The sequence below is a fragment of the Inquilinus ginsengisoli genome, assembly GCF_050434925.1.
GTDB classification, from domain to species: domain Bacteria; phylum Pseudomonadota; class Alphaproteobacteria; order DSM-16000; family Inquilinaceae; genus Inquilinus; species Inquilinus ginsengisoli_B.
On the sequence record NZ_JBNDJK010000001.1, the window covers coordinates 777,200 to 797,344 of the forward strand.

20 protein-coding genes and 1 pseudogene are annotated in these 20,145 nt (G+C 68.4%); 12 read left to right on the forward strand and 9 right to left on the reverse strand.

Annotation, left to right across the window (positions count from 1 at the left end; all coding sequences use genetic code 11):
- Positions 1–5: 5 nt before the first annotated feature.
- The 3 genes from QFZ27_RS03850 to QFZ27_RS03860 form a co-directional block, all read right to left on the reverse strand.
- On the reverse strand, positions 6–440 hold the full coding sequence (locus QFZ27_RS03850) for a hypothetical protein (RefSeq protein ID WP_429224768.1): 435 nt from the start codon (positions 438–440) through the stop codon (positions 6–8).
- 10 nt (positions 441–450) lie between these two features.
- Positions 451–720, reverse strand: coding sequence for a type II toxin-antitoxin system prevent-host-death family antitoxin (locus QFZ27_RS03855; protein ID WP_429224769.1), 270 nt, complete (start codon positions 718–720; stop codon positions 451–453).
- Positions 721–874: 154 nt separating this feature from the next.
- Positions 875–1,348 carry a MarR family winged helix-turn-helix transcriptional regulator gene (locus tag QFZ27_RS03860; RefSeq protein WP_429224770.1) on the reverse strand — a complete coding sequence of 158 codons (474 nt, stop codon included), beginning with the start codon at positions 1,346–1,348 and terminating at the stop codon, positions 875–877.
- Between the two features lie 112 nt (positions 1,349–1,460).
- On the opposite strand from QFZ27_RS03860, the gene QFZ27_RS03865 reads away from it, so the two are divergent.
- The 4 genes from QFZ27_RS03865 to ilvD all read left to right on the forward strand — a co-directional run bounded on the left by QFZ27_RS03865 (position 1,461) and on the right by ilvD (position 5,609).
- Positions 1,461–2,864: an MFS transporter gene (locus tag QFZ27_RS03865; RefSeq protein ID WP_429224771.1), complete on the forward strand. Its 1,404-nt coding sequence runs from the start codon at positions 1,461–1,463 to the stop codon at positions 2,862–2,864.
- Positions 2,865–2,932: 68 nt separating this feature from the next.
- Entirely contained in the window at positions 2,933–3,166 is a 234-nt protein-coding gene (locus QFZ27_RS03870; protein WP_429224772.1) for a hypothetical protein, read from the forward strand.
- On the forward strand, positions 3,163–3,594 hold the full coding sequence (locus QFZ27_RS03875) for a TA system VapC family ribonuclease toxin (RefSeq protein WP_429224773.1): 432 nt from the start codon (positions 3,163–3,165) through the stop codon (positions 3,592–3,594). Before QFZ27_RS03870 ends, QFZ27_RS03875 begins: the two co-directional genes overlap by 4 nt.
- 152 nt (positions 3,595–3,746) lie before the next feature.
- On the forward strand, positions 3,747–5,609 hold the full coding sequence (gene ilvD / locus QFZ27_RS03880; RefSeq protein WP_429224774.1) for a dihydroxy-acid dehydratase: 1,863 nt from the start codon (positions 3,747–3,749) through the stop codon (positions 5,607–5,609).
- 46 nt (positions 5,610–5,655) lie between these two features.
- On the opposite strand, the gene QFZ27_RS03885 is transcribed toward ilvD, so the two are convergent.
- Positions 5,656–6,843, reverse strand: coding sequence for an ISAs1 family transposase (locus QFZ27_RS03885; protein ID WP_429224775.1), 1,188 nt, complete (start codon positions 6,841–6,843; stop codon positions 5,656–5,658).
- 180 nt (positions 6,844–7,023) lie between these two features.
- On the opposite strand from QFZ27_RS03885, the gene prfB reads away from it, so the two are divergent.
- Both prfB and QFZ27_RS03895 read left to right on the forward strand, forming a co-directional pair.
- Positions 7,024–8,149 (forward strand): peptide chain release factor 2 gene (prfB, locus tag QFZ27_RS03890; RefSeq protein WP_429224776.1). Its coding sequence is split into 2 segments (ribosomal slippage): positions 7,024–7,092 and positions 7,094–8,149, totalling 1,125 coding nucleotides; the frame shifts between segments, so codons are not numbered across the junction.
- A 51-nt stretch (positions 8,150–8,200) separates the two neighbouring features.
- Positions 8,201–9,094, forward strand: a complete 894-nt coding sequence (locus QFZ27_RS03895) for a TIGR01459 family HAD-type hydrolase (RefSeq protein WP_429224777.1) — start codon at positions 8,201–8,203, stop codon at positions 9,092–9,094.
- Between the two features lie 47 nt (positions 9,095–9,141).
- On the opposite strand, the gene QFZ27_RS03900 is transcribed toward QFZ27_RS03895, so the two are convergent.
- Together QFZ27_RS03900 and QFZ27_RS03905 are read right to left on the reverse strand one after the other, a co-directional pair.
- Positions 9,142–9,450, reverse strand: a complete 309-nt coding sequence (locus QFZ27_RS03900) for a ribbon-helix-helix domain-containing protein (protein WP_429224778.1) — start codon at positions 9,448–9,450, stop codon at positions 9,142–9,144.
- A 178-nt stretch (positions 9,451–9,628) separates the two neighbouring features.
- On the reverse strand, positions 9,629–10,609 hold the full coding sequence (locus QFZ27_RS03905; RefSeq protein WP_429224779.1) for a cation diffusion facilitator family transporter: 981 nt from the start codon (positions 10,607–10,609) through the stop codon (positions 9,629–9,631).
- Positions 10,610–10,838: 229 nt separating this feature from the next.
- On the opposite strand from QFZ27_RS03905, the gene QFZ27_RS03910 reads away from it, so the two are divergent.
- The 5 genes from QFZ27_RS03910 to QFZ27_RS03930 are packed head-to-tail and all read left to right on the forward strand — an operon-like array spanning position 10,839 to position 15,792.
- Positions 10,839–11,399 carry a F0F1 ATP synthase subunit delta gene (locus QFZ27_RS03910; protein WP_429224780.1) on the forward strand — a complete coding sequence of 187 codons (561 nt, stop codon included), beginning with the start codon at positions 10,839–10,841 and terminating at the stop codon, positions 11,397–11,399.
- On the forward strand, positions 11,399–12,928 hold the full coding sequence (atpA, locus tag QFZ27_RS03915; protein WP_429224781.1) for a F0F1 ATP synthase subunit alpha: 1,530 nt from the start codon (positions 11,399–11,401) through the stop codon (positions 12,926–12,928). Before QFZ27_RS03910 ends, atpA begins: the two co-directional genes overlap by 1 nt.
- Before the next feature lie 41 nt (positions 12,929–12,969).
- Positions 12,970–13,848, forward strand: coding sequence for a F0F1 ATP synthase subunit gamma (locus QFZ27_RS03920; RefSeq protein ID WP_429224782.1), 879 nt, complete (start codon positions 12,970–12,972; stop codon positions 13,846–13,848).
- Between the two features lie 52 nt (positions 13,849–13,900).
- Positions 13,901–15,334, forward strand: a complete 1,434-nt coding sequence (gene atpD, locus QFZ27_RS03925; protein ID WP_429224783.1) for a F0F1 ATP synthase subunit beta — start codon at positions 13,901–13,903, stop codon at positions 15,332–15,334.
- A 29-nt stretch (positions 15,335–15,363) separates the two neighbouring features.
- Positions 15,364–15,792 carry a F0F1 ATP synthase subunit epsilon gene (locus QFZ27_RS03930; protein WP_429224784.1) on the forward strand — a complete coding sequence of 143 codons (429 nt, stop codon included), beginning with the start codon at positions 15,364–15,366 and terminating at the stop codon, positions 15,790–15,792.
- 352 nt (positions 15,793–16,144) lie between these two features.
- On the opposite strand, the pseudogene QFZ27_RS03935 reads toward QFZ27_RS03930, so the two are convergent.
- Positions 16,145–17,245: pseudogene (locus QFZ27_RS03935) on the reverse strand (IS481 family transposase); the annotation flags it as partial.
- Positions 17,246–17,530: 285 nt separating this feature from the next.
- Here QFZ27_RS03935 and QFZ27_RS03940 point away from each other — a divergent pair.
- Positions 17,531–19,342 carry an adenine deaminase gene (locus QFZ27_RS03940; protein WP_429224785.1) on the forward strand — a complete coding sequence of 604 codons (1,812 nt, stop codon included), beginning with the start codon at positions 17,531–17,533 and terminating at the stop codon, positions 19,340–19,342.
- Positions 19,343–19,346: 4 nt separating this feature from the next.
- Here QFZ27_RS03940 and QFZ27_RS03945 read toward each other — a convergent pair whose 3' ends face one another.
- Complete coding sequence (locus tag QFZ27_RS03945; protein ID WP_429224786.1) at positions 19,347–19,811, reverse strand: DUF3293 domain-containing protein; 465 nt, start codon at positions 19,809–19,811, stop codon at positions 19,347–19,349.
- An 11-nt stretch (positions 19,812–19,822) separates the two neighbouring features.
- Positions 19,823–20,107: a DUF4242 domain-containing protein gene (locus QFZ27_RS03950; RefSeq protein WP_429224787.1), complete on the reverse strand. Its 285-nt coding sequence runs from the start codon at positions 20,105–20,107 to the stop codon at positions 19,823–19,825.
- Positions 20,108–20,145: the final 38 nt, after the last annotated feature.

Below are 20,145 nucleotides of genomic sequence, written 5' to 3' on the forward strand. Positions count from 1 at the left end.
CGCGCTCAGTTTCGTGCGGCCGCCTTGCCGCGCCCTTGGCGCCACAGGTCGCGGGCCCGCGTCACGATGTTCGTGAACAGACGCGGCGGCAGAAACCCGTAGGCGACCCGATGCCGCGTCCCCGCGATGGGGCGCAGATCATATCCCGGCCAGACGAAGTCGTTGACCTCATCGACGACAACCCAGGAACGGCCCGCATCGAGGCCGAGATGCTGCTTCACCCGCTGGGGCAGTTCAATGGCGACGTCGGGATCGGCCGGTGGGCTGTGCGTCACGGGAACGACCCGCACCAGCGTTCTGCCGTCGTCCTGCTGGTCGATCGCAAGCACGATCACGCATGGCCGGGACTTGAGACCTTCCTCCCGGCCCGCGCGATGCTCATGGTACCAGAGATAAGAATAGGAAATGACCAGACCGGGCTGCGGATCGGGGAGCGCCATACCTCAGCGGTCACTCGTCCTCGAGCAGCGCATCGAGAGGATCGTGCTCCGGTCCCATCCGGCTCGCGGAGACAGCTTCGATTTCCGCCTCGGTCAGGTCGGTGATGGCGCGCGACCGGCGAGCGAGGGCCTTGAGGCGCTGCATCTCCTCATACTCGACCGCGGAAATGAAATACCCCGTCGGCCGGCCGTGGCTGGTGACGGCCACAGGCTCACGCTGCGCAACCTCACGGTAAAGACCGAAATTGCGGGTGAACTCAGTGGCTGGAACCTCGCGCATAGCATCCTCGACGTATTTTGAGGAAAATACGCAAAATCCACAATTCCAGCAAGAGGCACGTTCAAGGCTGCTGAGCCGACAACAACCAGTGAACCAAACACTTCCCTGACCGTTTTCGCGGCGCCGGCCTTACCCGGTCTGTCCTGCGCTGCGATCAGTCGCCAGGATCGGCCGCCGCTTGATACTCCGCCAACCGCTGCAGCAAAGCGCCGGCGGCGATCAGCTGGGCCCGTTCCTCCGCACTCAGGCAGCCGGCGACGGCCTCGGCCAGCCAGGCCTCGCGCCGGCTGCGGTTGGCCAGCACCGCCTGGGTGCCGGCGTCGGTGAGCACCACATGCAGCCGGCGCCGGTCGCCGGCATCGGCCTCGCGCCGGACCAGCCCGTCCTTCTCCAGCCCGCCCAGCAGCGCCGCGACATTGGACGAGCGCAGCCCCTCGACCGTGCCGAGCTCGGTCGGGCTGGCCGTGCCGCCCAGGCGCAGCAGCGCGGCCAGCAGCATCAGCTTCGACAGCGGGATGTCGCCGCTGTCGGATTCGCGCCGCAGCCGGCGCAGCAGCGCCATCAGCTGCAGCCGGAAGGCGCCGAGCTGGTCGCGCTCGGTCGGGGAGATCTGGTCCGGGTCGATCATTTTGCTATTCTGTTATAGCTAAAACGCCATAGCAATTCGCGGCGGCTGGTTCCAGAATCATGCCATGGACGGCGGCACCGAAGGTGCCCGCCGCGAAAGCGAGGTCAGTCCCGTGTCCCTTCCCGACGGCCTGCCCCTGCCCCGCCGCAGATGGGCCTTCGCCACCGTGGTGCTCGGCATCATGCTCGCAGTGCTCGACGGCTCCGTCGCCAATGTGGCGCTGCCGACGATCGCGGCCGAGTTCCAGGCCAGCCCGTCGATGTCGATCTGGATCGTCAACGCCTACCAGCTGGCGGTGGTGGTCTCGCTGCTGCCCCTCGCCGGGCTGGGCGAGATCGTCGGCTACCGCCGGATCTATCTCGGCGGCCTGGCCCTGTTCACCGTCGCCTCGGTCGCCTGCGCTCTGTCGGATTCGCTGCTGACCCTGACCCTGTCGCGCGTCGCCCAGGGCTTCGGCGCCGCCGGGATCATGAGCGTCAACACCGCGCTGATCCGCTACATCTTCCCGCGTGCCCGGCTGGGCCATGTGCTGGGCGTCAACGCCATGATCGCCGCCGGCGCCTCGACCGTCGGGCCCAGCTTCGCCGGCGCCCTGCTGTCGCTGGCCTCCTGGCCCTGGCTGTTCGCGATCAACCTGCCGCTCGGCGTCGCCGCCCTGATCATCGGCAGCCGCAACCTGCCGGAGAGCGACCTGGCCGACCGCCGCTTCGACCTGCTGAGCGCGCTCTTGTCCGCCGCCACCTTCGGCCTGCTGATCACCGGCATCGACAGCATCGCCCACGGGCTGGACTGGGGGCTGGTGGCGCTGCAGCTCGGCATCAGCGTCGGCGCCGCGATCTGGCTGGTGCGGCGGCAGCTAGGCCGGGCGACGCCGCTGGTGCCGCTGGACCTGCTGCGCATCCCGGTGGTCGGGCTGTCGGTCGTCACCTCGATCAGCTCCTTCGCGGCGCAGATGGCCGCCTTCGTGACGCTGCCCTTCCTGCTGCAGACCGGTTCCGGCTTCTCCCCGGCCCAGGTTGGCCTGCTGATGATCCCCTGGCCCCTGGCCGTCGCGGTCACCGCGCCCATCGCAGGCCGCCTGTCCGACCGGCATCCGCCCGGCCTGCTGGGTGGCATCGGCCTCGCCCTCATGGCCATCGGCCTGGTGCTGATGGCGACCTTGCCGGCGGATCCCTCCCCTTTCGGCATCGTCTGGCGCATGGCGCTGTGCGGCGCCGGCTTCGGCCTGTTCCAGGCGCCCAACAACCGGGTGATGATCGGGTCGGCCCCACGCAGCCGCAGCGGCGCCGCCAGCGGTATGCTGGGCACCGCCCGCCTGCTCGGTCAGGCCACAGGGGCGGCGCTGGTGGCACTGCTGTTCGCCCATTTTCCGGACCATGGCGCCCAGGCGGCACTGCTGACCGCAGCCGGGCTGGCGACCGCCGCCACGATTGTCAGCTGCCTGCGCCTGGCCACCCCGGCCTACACCGCCGACGACCCGCCTCCGGAGCCCGAAGGGGCGCGACCGACGCGATAGAGCCGATTGACACGCATGGTATCTCGCGCCAGATGTGATGACTGATGCGTGATGCATGAGGTGATCTGATGCGTACCACCTTGGCCATCGACGATGATGTCCTGGCTGCCGCCAAGGGCTTGGCGGCGCAACAGCGAAAGACCGTTGGCGAGGTTATCTCCGACTTGGCCCGTAGATCGTTGAGTCCCCCACCTTCCAGAGGAAGATTCCGCAACGGCATTCCGTTGCTGCCGGCCGTCGACAACCCGGTGCGTGTGACATCCGAGTTGGTGAAGCAGTTGCAGGACGATCTGCCGGAATGACCTTCCTGCTCGATGTCAACGTGCTGATCGCGCTGGTCGACCCCTATCATGACCAGCATGACGCCGCTCATGACTGGTTTGCCGTCACAGGCGGACACGCATGGGCGACCTGTCCGCTGACCGAGAACGGAGTGCTGCGGATCATCGGACAGCCACGCTATCCAAACTCCCCGGGAACTCCCGCCGCCGTCATGCCAATCTTGGCGGGCCTGTGTGCCCTCCCGGGCCACGTCTTCTGGCCGGACGACATCAGCCTGATGGATTCCGCCAGGATCGACGCCGGCCGGCTACTGAGCTCCGGCCAACTCACCGACAGCTATCTCCTGGCCCTCGCCCATGCTCGTCAGGGACGGCTTGCGACTTTCGATCGCCGACTGGTCACCGACGCCGTACATGGCGGAAGCCAAGCCATTTACCTGATTTCCTAGATCCACGCGCGGGAGCGTTGCATCCGGCGCCCTTGCGCCGCGGGCGGGAATGGCGTTCTTTCTGGGTGTTTCCGACGGATGCCGCGGTTCTTTTCTGATCATTGCAGCATCTGGACCGACCGAAAGTGACCCGAGCAGCACGGACCCGACCCATGCCAGCCTATCGTTCCCGCACCACCACCCACGGCCGCAACATGGCCGGAGCCCGCGGGCTCTGGCGCGCGACCGGCATGACGGATGCGGATTTCGGCAAGCCGATCATCGCCGTCGTCAACTCCTTCACCCAGTTCGTGCCCGGCCATGTCCACCTCAAGGACCTCGGCCAGCTGGTGGCGCGGGAGATCGAGGCCGCGGGCGGCGTCGCCAAGGAATTCAACACCATCGCCGTCGATGACGGGATCGCCATGGGCCATGACGGCATGCTGTACAGCCTGCCGTCGCGCGAGATCATCGCCGACAGCGTCGAGTACATGGTGAACGCGCATTGCGCCGACGCCATGGTCTGCATCTCGAACTGCGACAAGATCACGCCCGGCATGCTGATGGCCGCGATGCGGCTGAACATCCCGGTGGTGTTCGTGTCCGGTGGGCCGATGGAGGCCGGCAAGGTCAAGGTCGGCGGCGAGACCAAGGCACTGGACCTGATCGACGCCATGGTCGCCGCGGCGGACAGCCGGATCAGCGACGAGGACGTCAAGGTGATCGAGCGGTCGGCCTGCCCGACCTGCGGCTCCTGCTCCGGCATGTTCACCGCCAATTCGATGAACTGCCTGACCGAGGCGCTGGGCCTGGCCCTGCCGGGCAATGGTTCGACCCTGGCCACCCATGCCGACCGCCGGCGCCTGTTTGTCGAGGCCGGGCACCTGATCGTCGACCTGGCGAAGCGCCATTACGAGCAGGACGACGCGTCGGTGCTGCCGCGCAACATCGCCAGCTTCGCCGCCTTCGAGAACGCGATGACGCTCGACATCGCCATGGGCGGGTCGACCAACACCGTGCTGCACCTGCTGGCGGCGGCGCAGGAGGGCGAGGTCGACTTCACCATGGCCGACATCGACCGGCTGTCGCGCCGGGTGCCGGTGCTGTGCAAGGTCGCGCCGGCGCTGTCGACCGTGCATATGGAGGACGTCCACCGCGCCGGCGGCATCATGGCCATCCTGGGCGAGCTGGACCGCGCCAACCTGTTGAACCGCGACACCCGCGTGGTCCATGCCGAGAGCCTGGCGGCGGCGCTGGACCAATGGGACATCAAGCGCACCGACAGCGAATCCGTGCACCGTTTCTATGCCGCGGCGCCGGGCGGCATTCCGACCCAGGTCGCCTTCAGCCAGGATGCGCGCTACCCCAGCGTCGACGCCGACCGCAAGCGCGGGGTCATCCGCGACCTGGAGCACGCCTTCAGCCCAGATGGCGGGCTGGCGGTGCTGTACGGCAACATCGCCGAGGATGGCTGCGTGGTGAAGACCGCGGGCGTCGACGCCAGCATCCTGACCTTCTCCGGCCCCGCCCGGATCTTCGAGAGTCAGGACGCGGCGGTCGAGGCCATCCTGGGCGACACCGTCAAGCCCGGCGATGTGGTGTTGATCCGCTACGAGGGCCCGAAGGGCGGCCCCGGCATGCAGGAGATGCTGTACCCGACCAGCTACCTGAAGTCGAAGAGCCTGGGCAAGGTCTGCGCCCTGGTCACCGACGGCCGCTTCTCCGGCGGCTCATCCGGCCTGTCGATCGGCCATGTCTCGCCCGAGGCGGCCGAGGGCGGCGCCATCGCCCTGGTCGAGGAGGGCGACACCATCGAGATCGACATCCCGGCCCGCAAGATCCACCTCGTCGTCTCCGACGAGGTGCTGGCCCATCGCCGGGCGGCAATGAACGCCCGCGCCGATGGCGGCTGGCAGCCTTCGGCGCCGCGCGCGCGAAAAGTCTCGCAGGCACTGCTGGCCTACGCCGCGCTGACCACCAGCGCCGCCCGCGGCGCCGTGCGCGACGTCAGCCAGCTGAGGCCGCGCAAGGCTTGAGGCGCAGGCCGCGGGCGAGTTTTCCCGCCAGGGCTACGAATCCAAGTTACCGGTCTGGCATGGAGAGTAGCGAGCTGAGGTATTCAGGGGACCAGGCGGCGATTTTGCGGCGGAGTTTGAGAGATTTTTTATCGTGGGCGTTGCGTAGGAGGTTGAGAGCGAAGTGTCGGACGACGGCCATGTTCTGGGCACCGTGTCCCTTGCGGAGCCTGGACTGGTCTTCGCGGAAGGTGACGTCGAGGACCCAGTGCAGGCGGTTCTCGATGGCCCAGTGTCCGCGCACGGCCTCGGCGGCCTGGGTGGCGGAGAGGCTGGCGGAGGAGATGAAGTATCGGGTGTCCTGGCGGCAGCGGTCGGCCAGTTCGACCTTGGCGTGGACGCGGAGGATGCAGGCGACGCCGGGCAGGCGGAGCTCGCCGGGGAAGCGGCGTTCGCCGGAGAGCCAGTCGACCTCGCGGAGCACATCGACGCGGCGGTGCTCGATGCGGCCATGGGCTTTGTCGAGATCGATGTCGGTATCGAGGCTGTGAGGTTCGGCAGCGGCGAAGCCGGCTTCGATCTCGGCCCTGAGGGTCGGCTGGTTGGCTTTGACCGCCAGCAGATAGTCGGCGCCGACCTTTCGGATGGCCGTGGCGATGTCGGCATTGGTGGCGATGGCGTCGATCGAGACCAGGGCGCCTTTCAGCCCGTCCTCGGCGCCGAGCCGTTCGAGCAGGACGGGGATCGCGGCCAGCTCATTGGCCTTGTCGGGCACGGCCTCCTGGCCGAGCACCAGCCGGCGGGTGGTGGCGAAGGCCGAGACCAGATGCAGCGGCCCGGCGCCCGCCGCCCGGTCATGGCTGCGGCGCGAGGTCTTGCCGTCGATGGCGACCAACTCCGGCCGTTCCGGCCAGGTCTCGCGCACCCAGTCGCTGAAAGCGGCCGAGAACAGCGCCGGGTTGATCCGGTTCATCAGGATCGTCAGCCAGCGCTCGCCCGGCACCCCGTGCTCATACGGCAGATAGCGCCGCAGAAACGGCAGATGAGCCTCGCCCCACGACGCGATCCCCTCATAGTCGTCGCAGTCCGCCAGCGTCCCGCACACCACCAGCAGCAGGATCTCCGGCAACGGATGCAGAATCCGACGCACGTCCCGCGGATCCTCGATCGTCGAAAAATGCTCCAACAACGCCCGCAGCCGCGACTCGGCCACGCACTCCCCTGCTCTTCGCTCATCTCGGCGGCTCCGAATCATCCGCCTCCAGCGATTCACCCTTTCTCCCCCCTGTCACCTGTAACTTGAGTTCGCTGCCCTGGTTTTCCCGCCCGCGGCCTTTACCTGACCGCCGATCCGTCCTACATCCCCGGTTCGCATCGCAGGCTGCCGCGCGGCCTGCGATCCCGTGGACGGACCGAATTCGAGAGGAGCGCACCGATGCGCGCCGAGACCGAAGCCAAGGCCCAAGAGATCAAGCAGTCGCTCGCGCTGCTGAGGAGGTCTCTTTGACTGGGACAACGCACTCAGACGACTGGACGAGCTGAACGCCCTCGCCGAGGATCCCAAGCTCTGGGACAGCCCGGAGAAGGCGCAGACCCTGCTGCGCGAGCGCACCCACCTGGATGACGCCATCGGCGGCTACAAGGCGCTGGCCGGCGAGTTCGACGACACCGTCGGGCTGATTGAGCTGGCCGAGGCCGAGGGCGACGCCGAGGTGCTGGCCGACGCCGAGGCCCAGCTGGGCCAACTGGCCCAGCGGGTGGCGAAGAAGCAGCTGGAGAGCCTGCTGGCCGGTGAGGCCGACGGCAACGATGCCTATCTCGAGGTCAATGCCGGCGCCGGCGGCACCGAGGCCCAGGACTGGGGCCTGATGCTGCTGCGCATGTATATGCGCTGGGCCGAGAAGCACGGCTTCAAGGTCGAGTGGCTGGAAGAGAGCCCGGGCGAAGAGGCCGGGATCAAGTCGGCCACGGTGCTGATCAAGGGCCACAACGCCTATGGCTGGCTGAAGACCGAATCGGGCGTGCACCGCCTGGTGCGGATCAGCCCGTTCGACAGCGCGGCGCGGCGGCACACCAGCTTCTCCTCGGTCGCGGTGTCGCCCGTGGTAGACGATACGATCGAGATCACGATCCTGGACAAGGATCTGAAAGTTGACACCTACCGGGCCTCGGGCGCCGGCGGCCAGCACGTCAACAAGACGGATTCGGCGATCCGCATCACCCATGTGCCGACCGGCGTCATCGTCGCCTGCCAGAACGACCGGTCGCAGCACCGCAACCGGGCCATGGCGATGGACATGCTGCGCGCCCGCCTGTACGAGCGCGAGCTGAAGATCCGCGAGGCCCAGGCCGACGCGCTGAACGCCGAGAAGACCGACATCGGCTGGGGCCACCAGATCCGCAGCTACGTGCTGCAGCCCTACCAGATGGTGAAGGACCTGCGCACCGGCGTGGAGACCAGCGCCTCCTCGGCGGTGCTGGACGGCGACATCGACCAGTTCCTGGAAGCCTCGCTGGCGGCGAAGCTGAAGGGCCAGGGCGAGGACCTGCAGACGGCGTAAGCCGGGCGGTGCAGTGGCGCCACAATGATCGGAATGGGACGAACAGACTCGATGACCGACAGCATTCCGATCCTCGACGGCATCGCCGCGATCCGCGACCGCTACGATGCCTTCATCGTCGACCTGTGGGGCGTGGTGCATGACGGAGTCACGCCCTATCCCGGGGTGATCGACTGCCTGCAGCGGCTGCGCGCCGACGGCAAGCAGGTGTGCCTGCTGTCGAACGCGCCGCGGCGGGTCGGGTCGGTGGTGCAGCGCCTGGCCCAGATCGGCGTGCCGGAGGATTGCTGGGACGCAATCCTGTCCTCGGGCGAGGCGGCGCATCTGGCGCTGGCGGAGCGCGACGACGACTTCCACCAGGCGCTGGGCGAGCGCTTCCTGCATCTCGGCCCCGACCGCGATGCCGATGTCTATGAGGGCGTCGACGACGTCGTCCGGGTCGACGACCTGGCCGATGCCGACTTCGTGTTGAACACCGGCATCGACGACCCGGAGGAGCGGGTCGAGGACCATGCCCCGCTGCTGGAGGCCGCGGCGGCGCGCCGCCTGCCGATGATCTGCGCCAACCCGGACATCGTCGTCATCGTCGGCGGCCGGATGCAGATCTGCGCCGGCGCCCTGGCCCAGCACTACGAGACGCTGGGCGGCCCGGTGTTCTATCACGGCAAGCCGCACCCGCCGGTCTATCGCCGCTGCTTCGAGCTGCTCGGCCGGCCCGACCCGGCGCGGGTGCTGGCGGTCGGCGACAGCTTCCACACCGACATGGCCGGCGCGGCCGCGGCCGGGATCGACGGTCTGTTCGTGATCGGCGGCATCCATGGCGCCGAGCTGCGCGACGGCGCCACCGGCCGGCCGGATTCGCACAAGCTGGCCGCCGCCGCCGAACGGCACCGGCTGCGGCCGGTGGCCGCGGTGGAGCGGCTGAACTGGGACGGCCTCGTCTGAGGCTCGGTAACGATGCCGGGCTCGCCGTGGCGGACCCGGCCGGCGTTTTACGCCCGCGCCCCGATCACGCCTTCCAGCGCCGCGATCAGCAGCGCCGGCGGGGTCTGGACCGAGGCGTGGGCCGGCGGCTGCACCGCTGCCGGCCGGCGCGTCAGCTCACGGAAATAGCACAGGACGAAGACCCGCAGCGCCCCGGTCAGGCCGCTGCCCTTGCGGGCGGCGTCGATCCGGGTGCAGATCTCGTTCAGACCGATCTGCTCGCGCGCACAGATCTCCATCAGCCCGTCCCAGAACACGACCTCCATGCGGACGCTGGTGCGCCGCCCCGCAACCGTCACGTTGCGGCAGATCGACATCGGGTCCGCGTCACGGGCTAGAGCTCCATTATGGCCCATCATCACCTTTCCGGGCCCGCAGCCCCGGACAGCCGGGCCATGGGCAACATCAAATGCACAGGCATTATGTCGAATAATTACCGCTTCCCGGCAAAAAGGTGAACTGTCGATTGCGTTTTTCCGTCGCGACAGGTTTCGCTTAATGTCGCGGAGTGCTGTCGACGTCGGCGCAGACCTCGAATTCGGCCTGGACCGTGGCGTGACCGACACCGAAGCGGTCACGCAGCAGGCGGGTCACCGCGCCGACCGCCTGGTCGGAATCGGCGCCCTCGCGCAGCCGGGCGTGCAGGGTCACCAGCGGCCGGTCCGGCGTCAAAGTCCAGGCGTGGACGTGATGAACGTCGATCACCGCCGGCACCTCGGCGAGGATCGCCGCGCTCAGCGCCGCCTCGTCGATTCCGCCCGGCGACCCTTCGACCAGCACATGGCCGGATTCGCGCAGGATCGCCCAGGCGCTGCGCAGCACCAGCAGCGACACCAGCACCGACAGGATCGGGTCGATCGGGGTCCAGCCGGTCAGCAGAATCACGGCGCCGGCGGCGAGCGCGCCGACCGAGCCGAGCAGGTCGCCCATCACATGCAGTGCCGCCCCGCGGAGGTTCAGATTGCCGCGGTCGCCGCCCTGCAGCACCCGGAACGCCACGACATTGGCCACCAGCCCGGCCGCGGCGACGCCGATCATCAGCCCGCCCTCGACCGCCGCCGGCTCGGCCAGCCGGCCGGCGGCCTCGACCACGATGGCGACGACCACCGCCAGCAGCACGATGCCGTTGGCGAAGGCGGCCAGCACCTGCACCCTGCCATAGCCATAGGAGCGCCGGGCGTCGCGCGGCCGCCGCGCCATCCGCGCCGCCAGCCAGGCCAGGGCCAGCGCCGCGGCATCGGTCAGCATGTGGCCGGCATCGGCCAGCAGGGCCAGGGAATTGGCGAACCAGCCGCCCGCCGCCTCGACCAGCATGAAGCCGGCGGTGATGGCCAGCGCGATCAGCAGACGCCGCTCGCCATCCGCCCCCTCCGGCATGCCGTGATGGTGCCCGGGGTGATGACCGCGGCCCGGCCCGTGATCATGCGCCGCATGATCATGGCCGGAGCCGGGCCCGGGCGAATGGTCGTGCGGCATTGTGGCCTCCGGAGGATGCGAATCGCTCGCGCCAGTCTACATCCGGCGCCGCGCCATGAAAAACCCGCCGCCATGCCGGTTGCGCACCCCCTACCGCTATGTTAGATGACGGCGCGCCGAGCGTAAGGGGTGGGCCTCGGACAGCCCTCTGTTGTGCGATAGAGCCCCCCGAACTTTCGGTGGTCGTGGCCTCCTGCCACGATCGACAACAACGATCGAGGGACGATCGGTGGCAGCCACAGGCTCAGGGATTTCCGGCCTCGCATCCAGCTACGCGACGGCGCTCTACGCACTCGCCGACGAGGGCAAGGCGCTCGACCAGACCGCGGACGACCTGCGCGGCCTGAAGACCGCCCTGGCCGAAAGCGAGGATCTGCGCCGTCTGGTCCGCAGCCCGCTCCTGTCGCGCGACGCGCAGGGCAAGGCGATGGCCGCGGTGCTGGAGCGGGCGGGCGTGTCCGACCTGGTGCGCCGCTTCATCGCCCTGGTGGCGCGCAACCGCCGCCTGTTCGCCCTCGACGCCATGATCGACGCCTTCCTGGCCGAGCTGGCCCGCCGCCGCGGCGAGGTCACGGCCGATGTCACCGCCGCCTCGGCGCTGACCGTCGGCCAGACCGAGGCGCTGGTCGACCAACTCAAGAAGGCCATGGGCGCCAAGGTCCAGGTCAATGTCAAAATCGATCCCGCGCTGCTCGGCGGGATGATCGTCAAAGTCGGCTCGCGCATGGTCGACAGCTCCCTGCGCACGAAACTGGCCAAGCTGCAGCTCGCGATGAAGGGAACCGTCTGATGGACATCCGTGCCGCCGAAATCTCTGCGATCATCAAGGACCAGATCGCCAATTTCGGGACCGAGGCCGACGTTGCCGAGGTCGGCCAGGTGCTGTCGGTCGGTGACGGCGTCGCCCGCGTCTACGGCCTCGACAACGTCCAGGCGGGCGAGATGGTCGAGTTCCCGGGCGGCATCAAGGGCATGGCGCTGAACCTCGAGACCGACAATGTCGGTATCGTGATCTTCGGCGAAGACCGCGACATCAAGGAAGGCGACACGGTCAAGCGCACCGGCGCCATCGTCGAGGTCCCGGTCGGCCGCGGCCTGCTGGGTCGCGTGGTCGACGGGCTGGGCAACCCGATCGACGGCAAGGGGCCGATCACCGACGCCAAGATGAGCCGCGTCGAGGTCAAGGCCCCGGGCATCATCCCGCGCAAGTCTGTGCACGAGCCGATGCAGACCGGCCTGAAGTCGATCGACGCGCTGACCCCGGTCGGCCGCGGCCAGCGCGAGCTGATCATCGGCGACCGCCAGACCGGCAAGACCGCGGTGGCCATCGACGCCATCCTGAACCAGCGCGAGATCAACAAGTCCGGCGACGAGAGTCAGAAGCTCTACTGCATCTACGTCGCGATCGGCCAGAAGCGCTCGACGGTCGCCCAGATCGTCAAGACGCTCGAGGAATACGGCGCGCTGGAATACACTATCGTCGTCGCCGCCACCGCGTCGGAGCCGGCGCCGCTGCAGTTCCTGGCGCCCTACACCGGCGCCGCGATGGGCGAGTTCTTCCGCGACAACGGCATGCACGGGCTGATCATCTATGACGATCTGTCCAAGCAGGCCGTGGCCTACCGCCAGATGTCGCTGCTGCTGCGCCGCCCGCCGGGCCGCGAGGCCTATCCCGGCGACGTGTTCTACCTGCACAGCCGCCTGCTGGAGCGCGCGGCGAAGATGAACGACGAGCACGGCAACGGTTCGCTGACCGCGCTGCCGATCATCGAGACCCAGGCCGGCGACGTCTCGGCCTACATCCCGACCAACGTGATCTCGATCACCGACGGCCAGATCTTCCTCGAGACCGGCCTGTTCTATAAGGGCGTCCGCCCGGCGGTGAATGTCGGTCTGTCGGTCAGCCGCGTCGGCTCCGCCGCCCAGATCAAGGCGATGAAGCAGGTCGCCGGCCGCATCAAGCTCGAGCTCGCACAGTACCGCGAGATGGAGTCCTTCGCCCAGTTCGCGTCGGACCTCGACGCCTCGACCCAGAAGCTGCTGGCCCGCGGCGCGCGCCTGACCGAGCTTCTGAAGCAGCCGCAGTTCAGCCCGCTGCCGGTCGAGGAGCAGGTGGCGTCGATCTTCGCCGGCGTCCGCGGCCATCTCGACACCGTCCCGGTCAACCGGATCTCGGATTTCGAGAAGGGCCTGCTCGACGCGCTGCGCGACGACGGCAAGGCCATCCTCGAGGGCATCCGGAACGAGAAGCAGATCTCGCCGGGGAACGAGGAGAAGCTGGCCGCCTTCATCACGAACTACGCCAAGACCTTCGTCTGAGCGGCAGTCGTACCCACCACACCGATTGAAGGCGGGGCGCCATGCCGTCGTTGAAGGACCTCAGGAACCGGATCGCCAGCGTCAAGTCGACGCAGAAGATCACTGCGGCCATGAAGATGGTCGCGGCGTCGAAGCTGCGCCGCGCCCAGGATCAGGCCGAAGCCGGCCGGCCCTATGCCGACCGCATGGAGCGGATGCTGACCGGCCTTGCCGCCGTCGCCAAGACGGCGGGCCAGGGGCCGAAGCTGATCTCCGGCACCGGCAAGAACGACGTGCACCTGCTGCTCGTCATCACCTCTGACCGCGGCCTCGCCGGGGCATTCAACGCCACGGTACTGCGCGAGGCGCGGCGCCAGATCCGCGAGCTGCAGGGCAAGGGCAAGACGGTGAAGCTGTTCACCGTCGGCCGCAAGGGCCGGGACAGCCTGCGCCGCGACTTCGCCAATCTGATCGTCGAGAGCGTGATCGACGTCGGCCGGCCGAAGCTGGGTTTCGCCGACGCCGACGGCATCGCGACCCGGATCCTGGCGATGTTCGAAGCCGGCGACTTCGACGTCTGCTCGGTGGTCTACAACAAGTTCAAGTCGGCGATCGCCCAGATCATCACGGTGCAGCAGCTGGTGCCCGTGGCACTGCCGGCCGTGGCCGAGGACACCGCCTCGAACATCGTCTACGAGTTCGAGCCGAGCGAGGAGCAGATCCTGGCGGAGCTGCTGCCGCGCAACCTGGCAATCCAGATCTACAAGGCGCTGCTCGAATCCGCCGCCTCCGAGCAGGGCGCGCGCATGACCGCGATGGACAATGCGACCCGCAACGCCGGCGACATGATCAAGCGGCTGACGCTGGTCTACAACCGGACCCGCCAAGCCTACATCACCAAGGAGCTGATCGAGATCATCTCCGGCGCCGAAGCCATCTAAGGCGCCCTGATCCACCGATCGCTTGAAGACAGTTCTGAGGAGCGTGAACACCATGGTCGAGACCCAGACCGGAAGCAACGTCATCGGCCGCATCAGCCAGGTTCTGGGCGCCGTGGTGGACGTCCAATTCGATGGCGAGTTGCCCGCCATTCTGAACGCCCTGACCACCGACATCGGCGATCGCAAGCTGGTGCTCGAGGTGGCGCAGCATCTCGGCGAGAACACCGTGCGCTGCATCGCCATGGACTCGACCGACGGCCTGGTCCGCGGCAGCAAGGTCCAGGACAGCGGCAACGCCATCCAGGTGCCGGTCGGCCCGGAGACGCTGGGCCGCATCATGAACGTGATCGGCGAGCCGATCGACGAGCGCGGCCCGATCAACGCCAAGCTGCATTCGCCGATCCACCGCCAGGCGCCGGCCTTCGTCGACCAGGCGACCGAGGCCGAGATGCTGGTCACCGGCATCAAGGTCGTCGACCTGATCAGCCCCTACGCCAAGGGCGGCAAGATCGGCCTGTTCGGCGGCGCCGGCGTCGGCAAGACGGTGACCATCCAGGAGCTGATCAACAACATCGCCAAGGCGCATGGCGGCGTGTCGGTCTTCGCCGGCGTGGGCGAGCGGACCCGCGAGGGCAACGACCTGTACCATGAGATGATCGACTCCAAGGTCATCAACCTCGACGGTGAATCGAAGGTGGCGCTGGTCTACGGCCAGATGAACGAGCCGCCGGGCGCCCGTGCCCGCGTCGGCCTGTCGGGCCTGACCGTGGCCGAGTACTTCCGCGACGTCGAAGGCCAGGACGTGCTGTTCTTCGTCGACAACATCTTCCGCTTCACCCAGGCGGGCGCCGAGGTGTCGGCGCTGCTGGGCCGCATCCCGTCGGCGGTGGGCTACCAGCCGACCCTGTCGACCGACATGGGCACGCTGCAGGAGCGCATCACCTCCACCAACAAGGGCTCGATCACCTCGGTGCAGGCCATCTACGTGCCCGCCGACGATCTGACCGACCCGGCGCCGGCGACCTCGTTCTCGCATCTCGATGCGACGACCGTGCTGAGCCGCGCGATCTCCGAGCTCGGCATCTACCCGGCGGTGGACCCCCTCGACTCGACCTCGCGCATCCTCGACCCGCGCGTGGTCGGCCAGGAGCATTACGAGGTGGCCCGCGCCGTGCAGCGCACGCTGCAGGAGTACAAGGCGCTGCAGGACATCATCGCCATCCTGGGCATGGACGAGCTGACCGAGGAGCAGAAGCTGACCGTGGCCCGCGCCCGGAAGATCCAGCGCTTCTTCAGCCAGCCCTTCCACGTCGCCGAGGTGTTCACCGGCACGCCGGGCGAGCTGGTCCCGGTCGAGGAGACGATCCGCGGCTTCAAAGGCATCGTCAACGGCGACTACGACCACCTGCCGGAGGCGGCCTTCTACATGGTCGGCACCATCGACCAGGCCATCGCCAAGGCGAAGAAGCTCGCCGAAGCCGCCTGACGCCAGCAGCATCGGAACCGGGGACATCCATGGCCGAGAAATTCGCCTTCGAACTGGTCTCGCCCGAGAAGCTGCTCGTGGCGCAGCAGGTCGAGATGGTGGTCGTCCCCGGTGGCGACGGCTATTTCGGCGTGCTGAAGGGGCACATGTCGATGCTGTCGACCGTCCAGCCGGGCGTGATCGACGTCTATGAGCAGCGCAGCGCCATCTCCAGCCGCCTGTTCGTCACCGGCGGCTTTGCCGAGGTGACGCCGGAGCGCTGCACCGTGCTGGCCGAGGAGGTGATGCCGGTGGCCTCGCTGGACCGTGCCAAGGTCGAGCAGGAGCTGCGCGACGCCGAGGAGGACGTGGCCGACGCCAAGACCCCCGGCGACAAGGCGGTGGCCGAGCGCGCGCTGAAGCTGGCCCAGGCCAAGCTGACCGCCGTCACCCGCGGCGTGCCGGCCGGCCACGCCTGACCGGCAAGCCGCACGATTGAATTGGAAAAGGCCCCGCGAGGGGCCCTTTTCCATGGGCGCTACGGCATTTACACATCGATTACTGTATCGGACGGCAGGCATACGAACAGATTGCCTCTCCCGCTTGCGAGCCCTTTTCAGAACACCGCTATTTGACCCGGCCACCCCTTTATTCTCCCCCTCCCCTTGCGGGAGGGGGTAGGGGGAGGGGTTTGGCGCCGATGGACGTGATGTCGAACGTCACCACCGGCCCCGCAGAAATCCTGGTCGATTCCGCGGCAGCGCCTGTCATCGACACCCCCTCCCCCTCCCGCTGTTTAGACCGGGGACAAGGTGGACACCTGTTCGGGGCATGGTGAACATGGCTGCGATAGCACAGATCGAAGAGGCCGTCGGTGTCGGTGGCGCGCAGTGCGACGTGGCGGCCGGCGAAGGCCTTCGAGCAGTTGATCTTCTGCCCTTTGAAGCTGATCCAGCCGGTGTCCTGCACCTTGCGGATCTGGGCTTCGGGCTCGTAGTCGGGCGGGGTGATGGCCTCGGGCATTGTGCGCGGGCTCACTTGGTAGCGCTTGGAAGGCGTCTCGAGCTCGATCGCCTGGTGCGGCCGGTGGGTGTTGTAGACCTCGCGCCAGGCATCGAAGGCGGCCTGGGCCTGGGTGAGGTTCCGGAACCGGTAGCCGTCGAGCACCTCGGACTTGAGCGTGCGGTGGAAGCGCTCGTCCTTGCCTTGGGTTTGGGGATGGTAGGGCCGGCCGTGGCTCACCGCGACGCCCAGGTCGAGCAGCCAGACGGTCAGCACCGTGTACTGCGCCGACCCGCCCGTGCCCCAGGGCGGGCCATTGTCCATCAGCATCCGCCAGGGCAGGCCGTAGCGTCGGAACACCCGGACCAGTCGCTCCTGCACGGTCTCGCTCGTCTCGTTGCCGCAGGCGCCGATCTCCAGCGAATAGCGGGAGTGGTCGTCCAGCACCGTCAGCGGATGGCAGCGCCCCGCCTCCAGCGCGAAGTGGCCCTTGAAGTCCATCTGCCACAGGTCGTTCGGCGCCGCATGCTCGAACCGCACCCAGTCGCGCCGCTCCCCCGCCCGCGGACCGTCCAGCTTCCCGTGCCGCCGCAGAATCTCGGTGATCGTCGAGACCGCCGGCGGCACAAGTCCCTCCCGCTCCAGCACTCGGCGGATCTTCCGGCCGCCCCAGGCCGGATGCGCCGCACGCTCCGCCAGCACCCGCGCCTCCAGCTCCGCCGGTGTCTTCCCCGGACTGCCTCGCGGCCGACGCGACCGCTCCGCCAAGCCCTCGGCTCCTTCCTCCCGATAGCGCTCCAGCCATTTGTACCCTGCTGTCCGACCGACACCGAACCGACGGCACAGCTCCGATATGTTCGCATCCGGCATCAGCGCCAGCCGGCAGAACTCTTCCCGTTGCGACATGCGCGAACACTCCCGAAACGGCATACGGCCTCCTTCGCCTCATGCCGTAAGTGTTCACCATGTCCCCGAACACCTGTTCACCATCTCCCCGGTCCATACAAAGGGGAGGGGGAGAGCGGAAGTATGCGTCGGTTCAAGTGGTCGAATTCTGAAAAGGTCTCGCAAGCGGGAGAGGCAATGGGCTCGCAAACCCGCCGTCGGTGTCGCCGACAGATGTGTGAATGCCTTAGTTTTCATGGCCGGCGCGGCAACGGCCTCCGCTCCTGGTAAGCTGCCTGCACCCGATCCCCGCGGCAAGAGAGCAGGCTGATGTCCGGTCTCACACGCTTCTCCGTTCTCCCCCTCTCCCGCATGACCCGGCGGCTGACGGATGTCGCCTCCGGCCGCGCCGTGCCCGACTTGGTAATCCGCGACGTCCGGGTGCTGTCGACCTATTCCGAGCGCATCCTGCCGGGCCGCGAGGTCTGGCTGGCCGGCGGGCGCATCGCCGCGGTGAAGCCGGCGGGATCCTGCCGCGACGGATCCGCCGCCGCGTACGACGGAAAAGGCGCCATCCTGGCGCCCGGGCTGGTCGATCCGCACATCCATATCGAATCGAGCATGGTGACGGCCTGCGCCTATGCCGAGGCGGCGCTGCTGAACGGCACCACCACGATCTTCTGCGACAGCCACGAGATCGGCAATGTCATGGACGTGGCCGGGGTCGAGGCGATGCTGGAGGATGCCCGGGCTGCGCCGCTGTCGATCTTCCTCACCGTGCCCAGCACCGTGCCGGCCACCTCGCCGCGCCTCGAGACCGCCGGCGGCGACCTGACGGCCGAGAAGATCGCCGGCCTGTTCGACCGCTGGCCGGAGGCTGTGGCGCTGGGCGAGAAGATGGACTTCGTCCCGGTGACCATGGGCGACGAGCGCAGCCACGCCATCCTCGCCGCGGCGCTGGAGCGCGGCCGGCCGGTCTCCGGCCATGTCTATGGGCGGGAGTTCGTCGCCGCCTACGCCGCCGCCGGCGTCACCGACACGCATGAGGCGATCGACCGCGACATCGCCGACGACATGCTGGAGGCCGGCATCTGGCTGTTCCTGCGCGGCGGCCCGCCGACCACGCCCTGGCACAGCCTGCCCGAGGCGATCAGGACGATCACCGAGCTGGGGGCATCGCACAAACGCATCGCCGTCTGCACCGACGATCGCGACGCCGACGACCTGCTGCATTTCGGCCTGGACTGGGTGGTGCGCGAGGCGATGCGAGCCGGCCTATCGCCCGAACAGGCATGGTCGATGGGGTCGCTGCACGGCGCCACCCGCTTCGGCCATGACGGCGAGATCGGCGGCTTCGGCGGCGGCCGCCGGGCGGATCTCGTGCTGCTGGACGACGGCCACAAGCCGGTCACCACCTGGTACGGCGGCGAGCTGGCGGTCGAAGGCGGCCGGATCACCCCGGTCCTGGACCAGGCACTGTCCGCCCGCTGGCGCTATCCGGACGCCGCCTACCACACCGTACGGCTGCCGGCGGCCGTCAAGCTGACGCCCGACCTTCCGACCGGACCCGTCACCGCCCATGCGATCCGGACGGTCCTGCCCGGCATCCTGCTCGGCCATGTCACCCTGGACCTCGAGCCGGCGAAGGACTGGCAGGCGCATTTCGACCGGCACGGCCTGTGCTTCGTCACCGTGGTGGAGCGGCACGGCAAGTCGGCCGGCAACGTGGCGCACGGCCTGCTGTCCGGCTTCACGCTGAGGGCGGGCGCCGTCGCCTCCTCGGTCGGGCATGACAGCCACAACATCATCATCGCCGGCACCAACGAAGCCGACATGCACGTGGCGCTGCAGGCGATCGCGGCGGCACAGGGCGGCGTCTGCGTCGTGCGCGACGGCCGGGTGACGGCGATGGTGCCGCTGCCGATCGCGGGCCTGCTGTCCGACAAGCGCGTGACCGAGGTGGCGGAGGAGGTGAGGGCGCTGAAGGCCGAATGGGAGAAGGCTGGCTGCTCCATTCCCTATATGGGCTTCAACCTGATCCCACTGTCGGTGATCCCGGAGATCCGCATCACCGACAAGGGGCTGGTGCTGGTGCCCGAGATGGAGATCGTGCCGCTGTTCGAACCGGCACCAGCGGCTTGATAGATCAGTCCGTTCCGGCGACCGCGCCCAGCGCCTCGAACAGCAGCCGGGTCGGCACCAGCCGGGCGGGCTGGCCGGGGGCGAACCAGACGATGGCGTTCTGGCCGAACTCCTCCGCCAGGGCGGTCAGCTCCGCCACCGGCAGGCCGAGCACCAGGAGGCCGTGCTCCGACGGCCATTCGCCATCCGTCCCGGCACCGGTGTGCGGCACCGCGTCGACGCCGCGGCGGCGCACCGCTTCGGCCAGGCGCTGCCGTGCCGCCTCGTTATCAGCCGCCGGCGCCAGTTGGCTGCGCGGATTGTCGGCGCTGATGAAGCCGGCGCCGGCCGCACCGCGGCCGGCCAGCCAGGCCTCGGCCTGCGGGTTCCGCCGGTCGATCCGCACCTCGTGCTCGATGCCGTCGGCAGCGAACAGGTAGCGGGTGTCGCGATAGGCCTCGAGCAGCCGGATGAAGCCCGAGAGATCCATCCGGCGACCCGTCAGCCGGCCCGTTCGGTCGTCGGGTCGATCATCTTGCGGATCTCGGTGATCCTGGTCGCCGGAAAGCCGCTGATCTCGGCGTGCTTGCGGATCACCGCCTCGTCCTGGGCCAGGTAGACGCAGAAGGTCTTGTTGTCGGCGACATAGCTCTCGACCCACTGGATGTCGGGGCCGATCTGCCGCAGCGCGTCGTTCGACTTGGCCGCGGCGCCGCGCAGCTGGTCGCGTTCGAGGGTGCCGACGTCGGGGATATCACGCTCGATGATGAATTTGCGCAGTGCCATGGGGTCCTCCCTGTGTGCGGCCTGACGACTGCCGCTTC

Excerpts from the sequence above, each read along its gene's own strand:
- atpD (WP_429224783.1), top strand. The coding sequence starts at position 13,901 with ATGGTCGAGACCCAGACCGGAAGCAACGTCATCGGCCGCATCAGCCAG.
- QFZ27_RS03920 (WP_429224782.1), top strand. The coding sequence starts at position 12,970 with ATGCCGTCGTTGAAGGACCTCAGGAACCGGATCGCCAGCGTCAAGTCG.
- QFZ27_RS03885 (WP_429224775.1), bottom strand. The coding sequence starts at position 6,843 with ATGATTCGGAGCCGCCGAGATGAGCGAAGAGCAGGGGAGTGCGTGGCC.
- ilvD (WP_429224774.1), top strand. The coding sequence starts at position 3,747 with ATGCCAGCCTATCGTTCCCGCACCACCACCCACGGCCGCAACATGGCC.
- QFZ27_RS03950 (WP_429224787.1), bottom strand. The coding sequence starts at position 20,107 with ATGGCACTGCGCAAATTCATCATCGAGCGTGATATCCCCGACGTCGGC.
- QFZ27_RS03945 (WP_429224786.1), bottom strand. The coding sequence starts at position 19,811 with ATGGATCTCTCGGGCTTCATCCGGCTGCTCGAGGCCTATCGCGACACC.
- QFZ27_RS03900 (WP_429224778.1), bottom strand. The coding sequence starts at position 9,450 with ATGTCGATCTGCCGCAACGTGACGGTTGCGGGGCGGCGCACCAGCGTC.
- QFZ27_RS03860 (WP_429224770.1), bottom strand. The coding sequence starts at position 1,348 with ATGATCGACCCGGACCAGATCTCCCCGACCGAGCGCGACCAGCTCGGC.
- QFZ27_RS03895 (WP_429224777.1), top strand. The coding sequence starts at position 8,201 with ATGACCGACAGCATTCCGATCCTCGACGGCATCGCCGCGATCCGCGAC.
- QFZ27_RS03850 (WP_429224768.1), bottom strand. The coding sequence starts at position 440 with ATGGCGCTCCCCGATCCGCAGCCCGGTCTGGTCATTTCCTATTCTTAT.
- atpA (WP_429224781.1), top strand. The coding sequence starts at position 11,399 with ATGGACATCCGTGCCGCCGAAATCTCTGCGATCATCAAGGACCAGATC.
- QFZ27_RS03940 (WP_429224785.1), top strand. The coding sequence starts at position 17,531 with ATGTCCGGTCTCACACGCTTCTCCGTTCTCCCCCTCTCCCGCATGACC.
- QFZ27_RS03905 (WP_429224779.1), bottom strand. The coding sequence starts at position 10,609 with ATGCCGCACGACCATTCGCCCGGGCCCGGCTCCGGCCATGATCATGCG.
- QFZ27_RS03855 (WP_429224769.1), bottom strand. The coding sequence starts at position 720 with ATGCGCGAGGTTCCAGCCACTGAGTTCACCCGCAATTTCGGTCTTTAC.
- QFZ27_RS03930 (WP_429224784.1), top strand. The coding sequence starts at position 15,364 with ATGGCCGAGAAATTCGCCTTCGAACTGGTCTCGCCCGAGAAGCTGCTC.
- QFZ27_RS03875 (WP_429224773.1), top strand. The coding sequence starts at position 3,163 with ATGACCTTCCTGCTCGATGTCAACGTGCTGATCGCGCTGGTCGACCCC.
- QFZ27_RS03870 (WP_429224772.1), top strand. The coding sequence starts at position 2,933 with ATGCGTACCACCTTGGCCATCGACGATGATGTCCTGGCTGCCGCCAAG.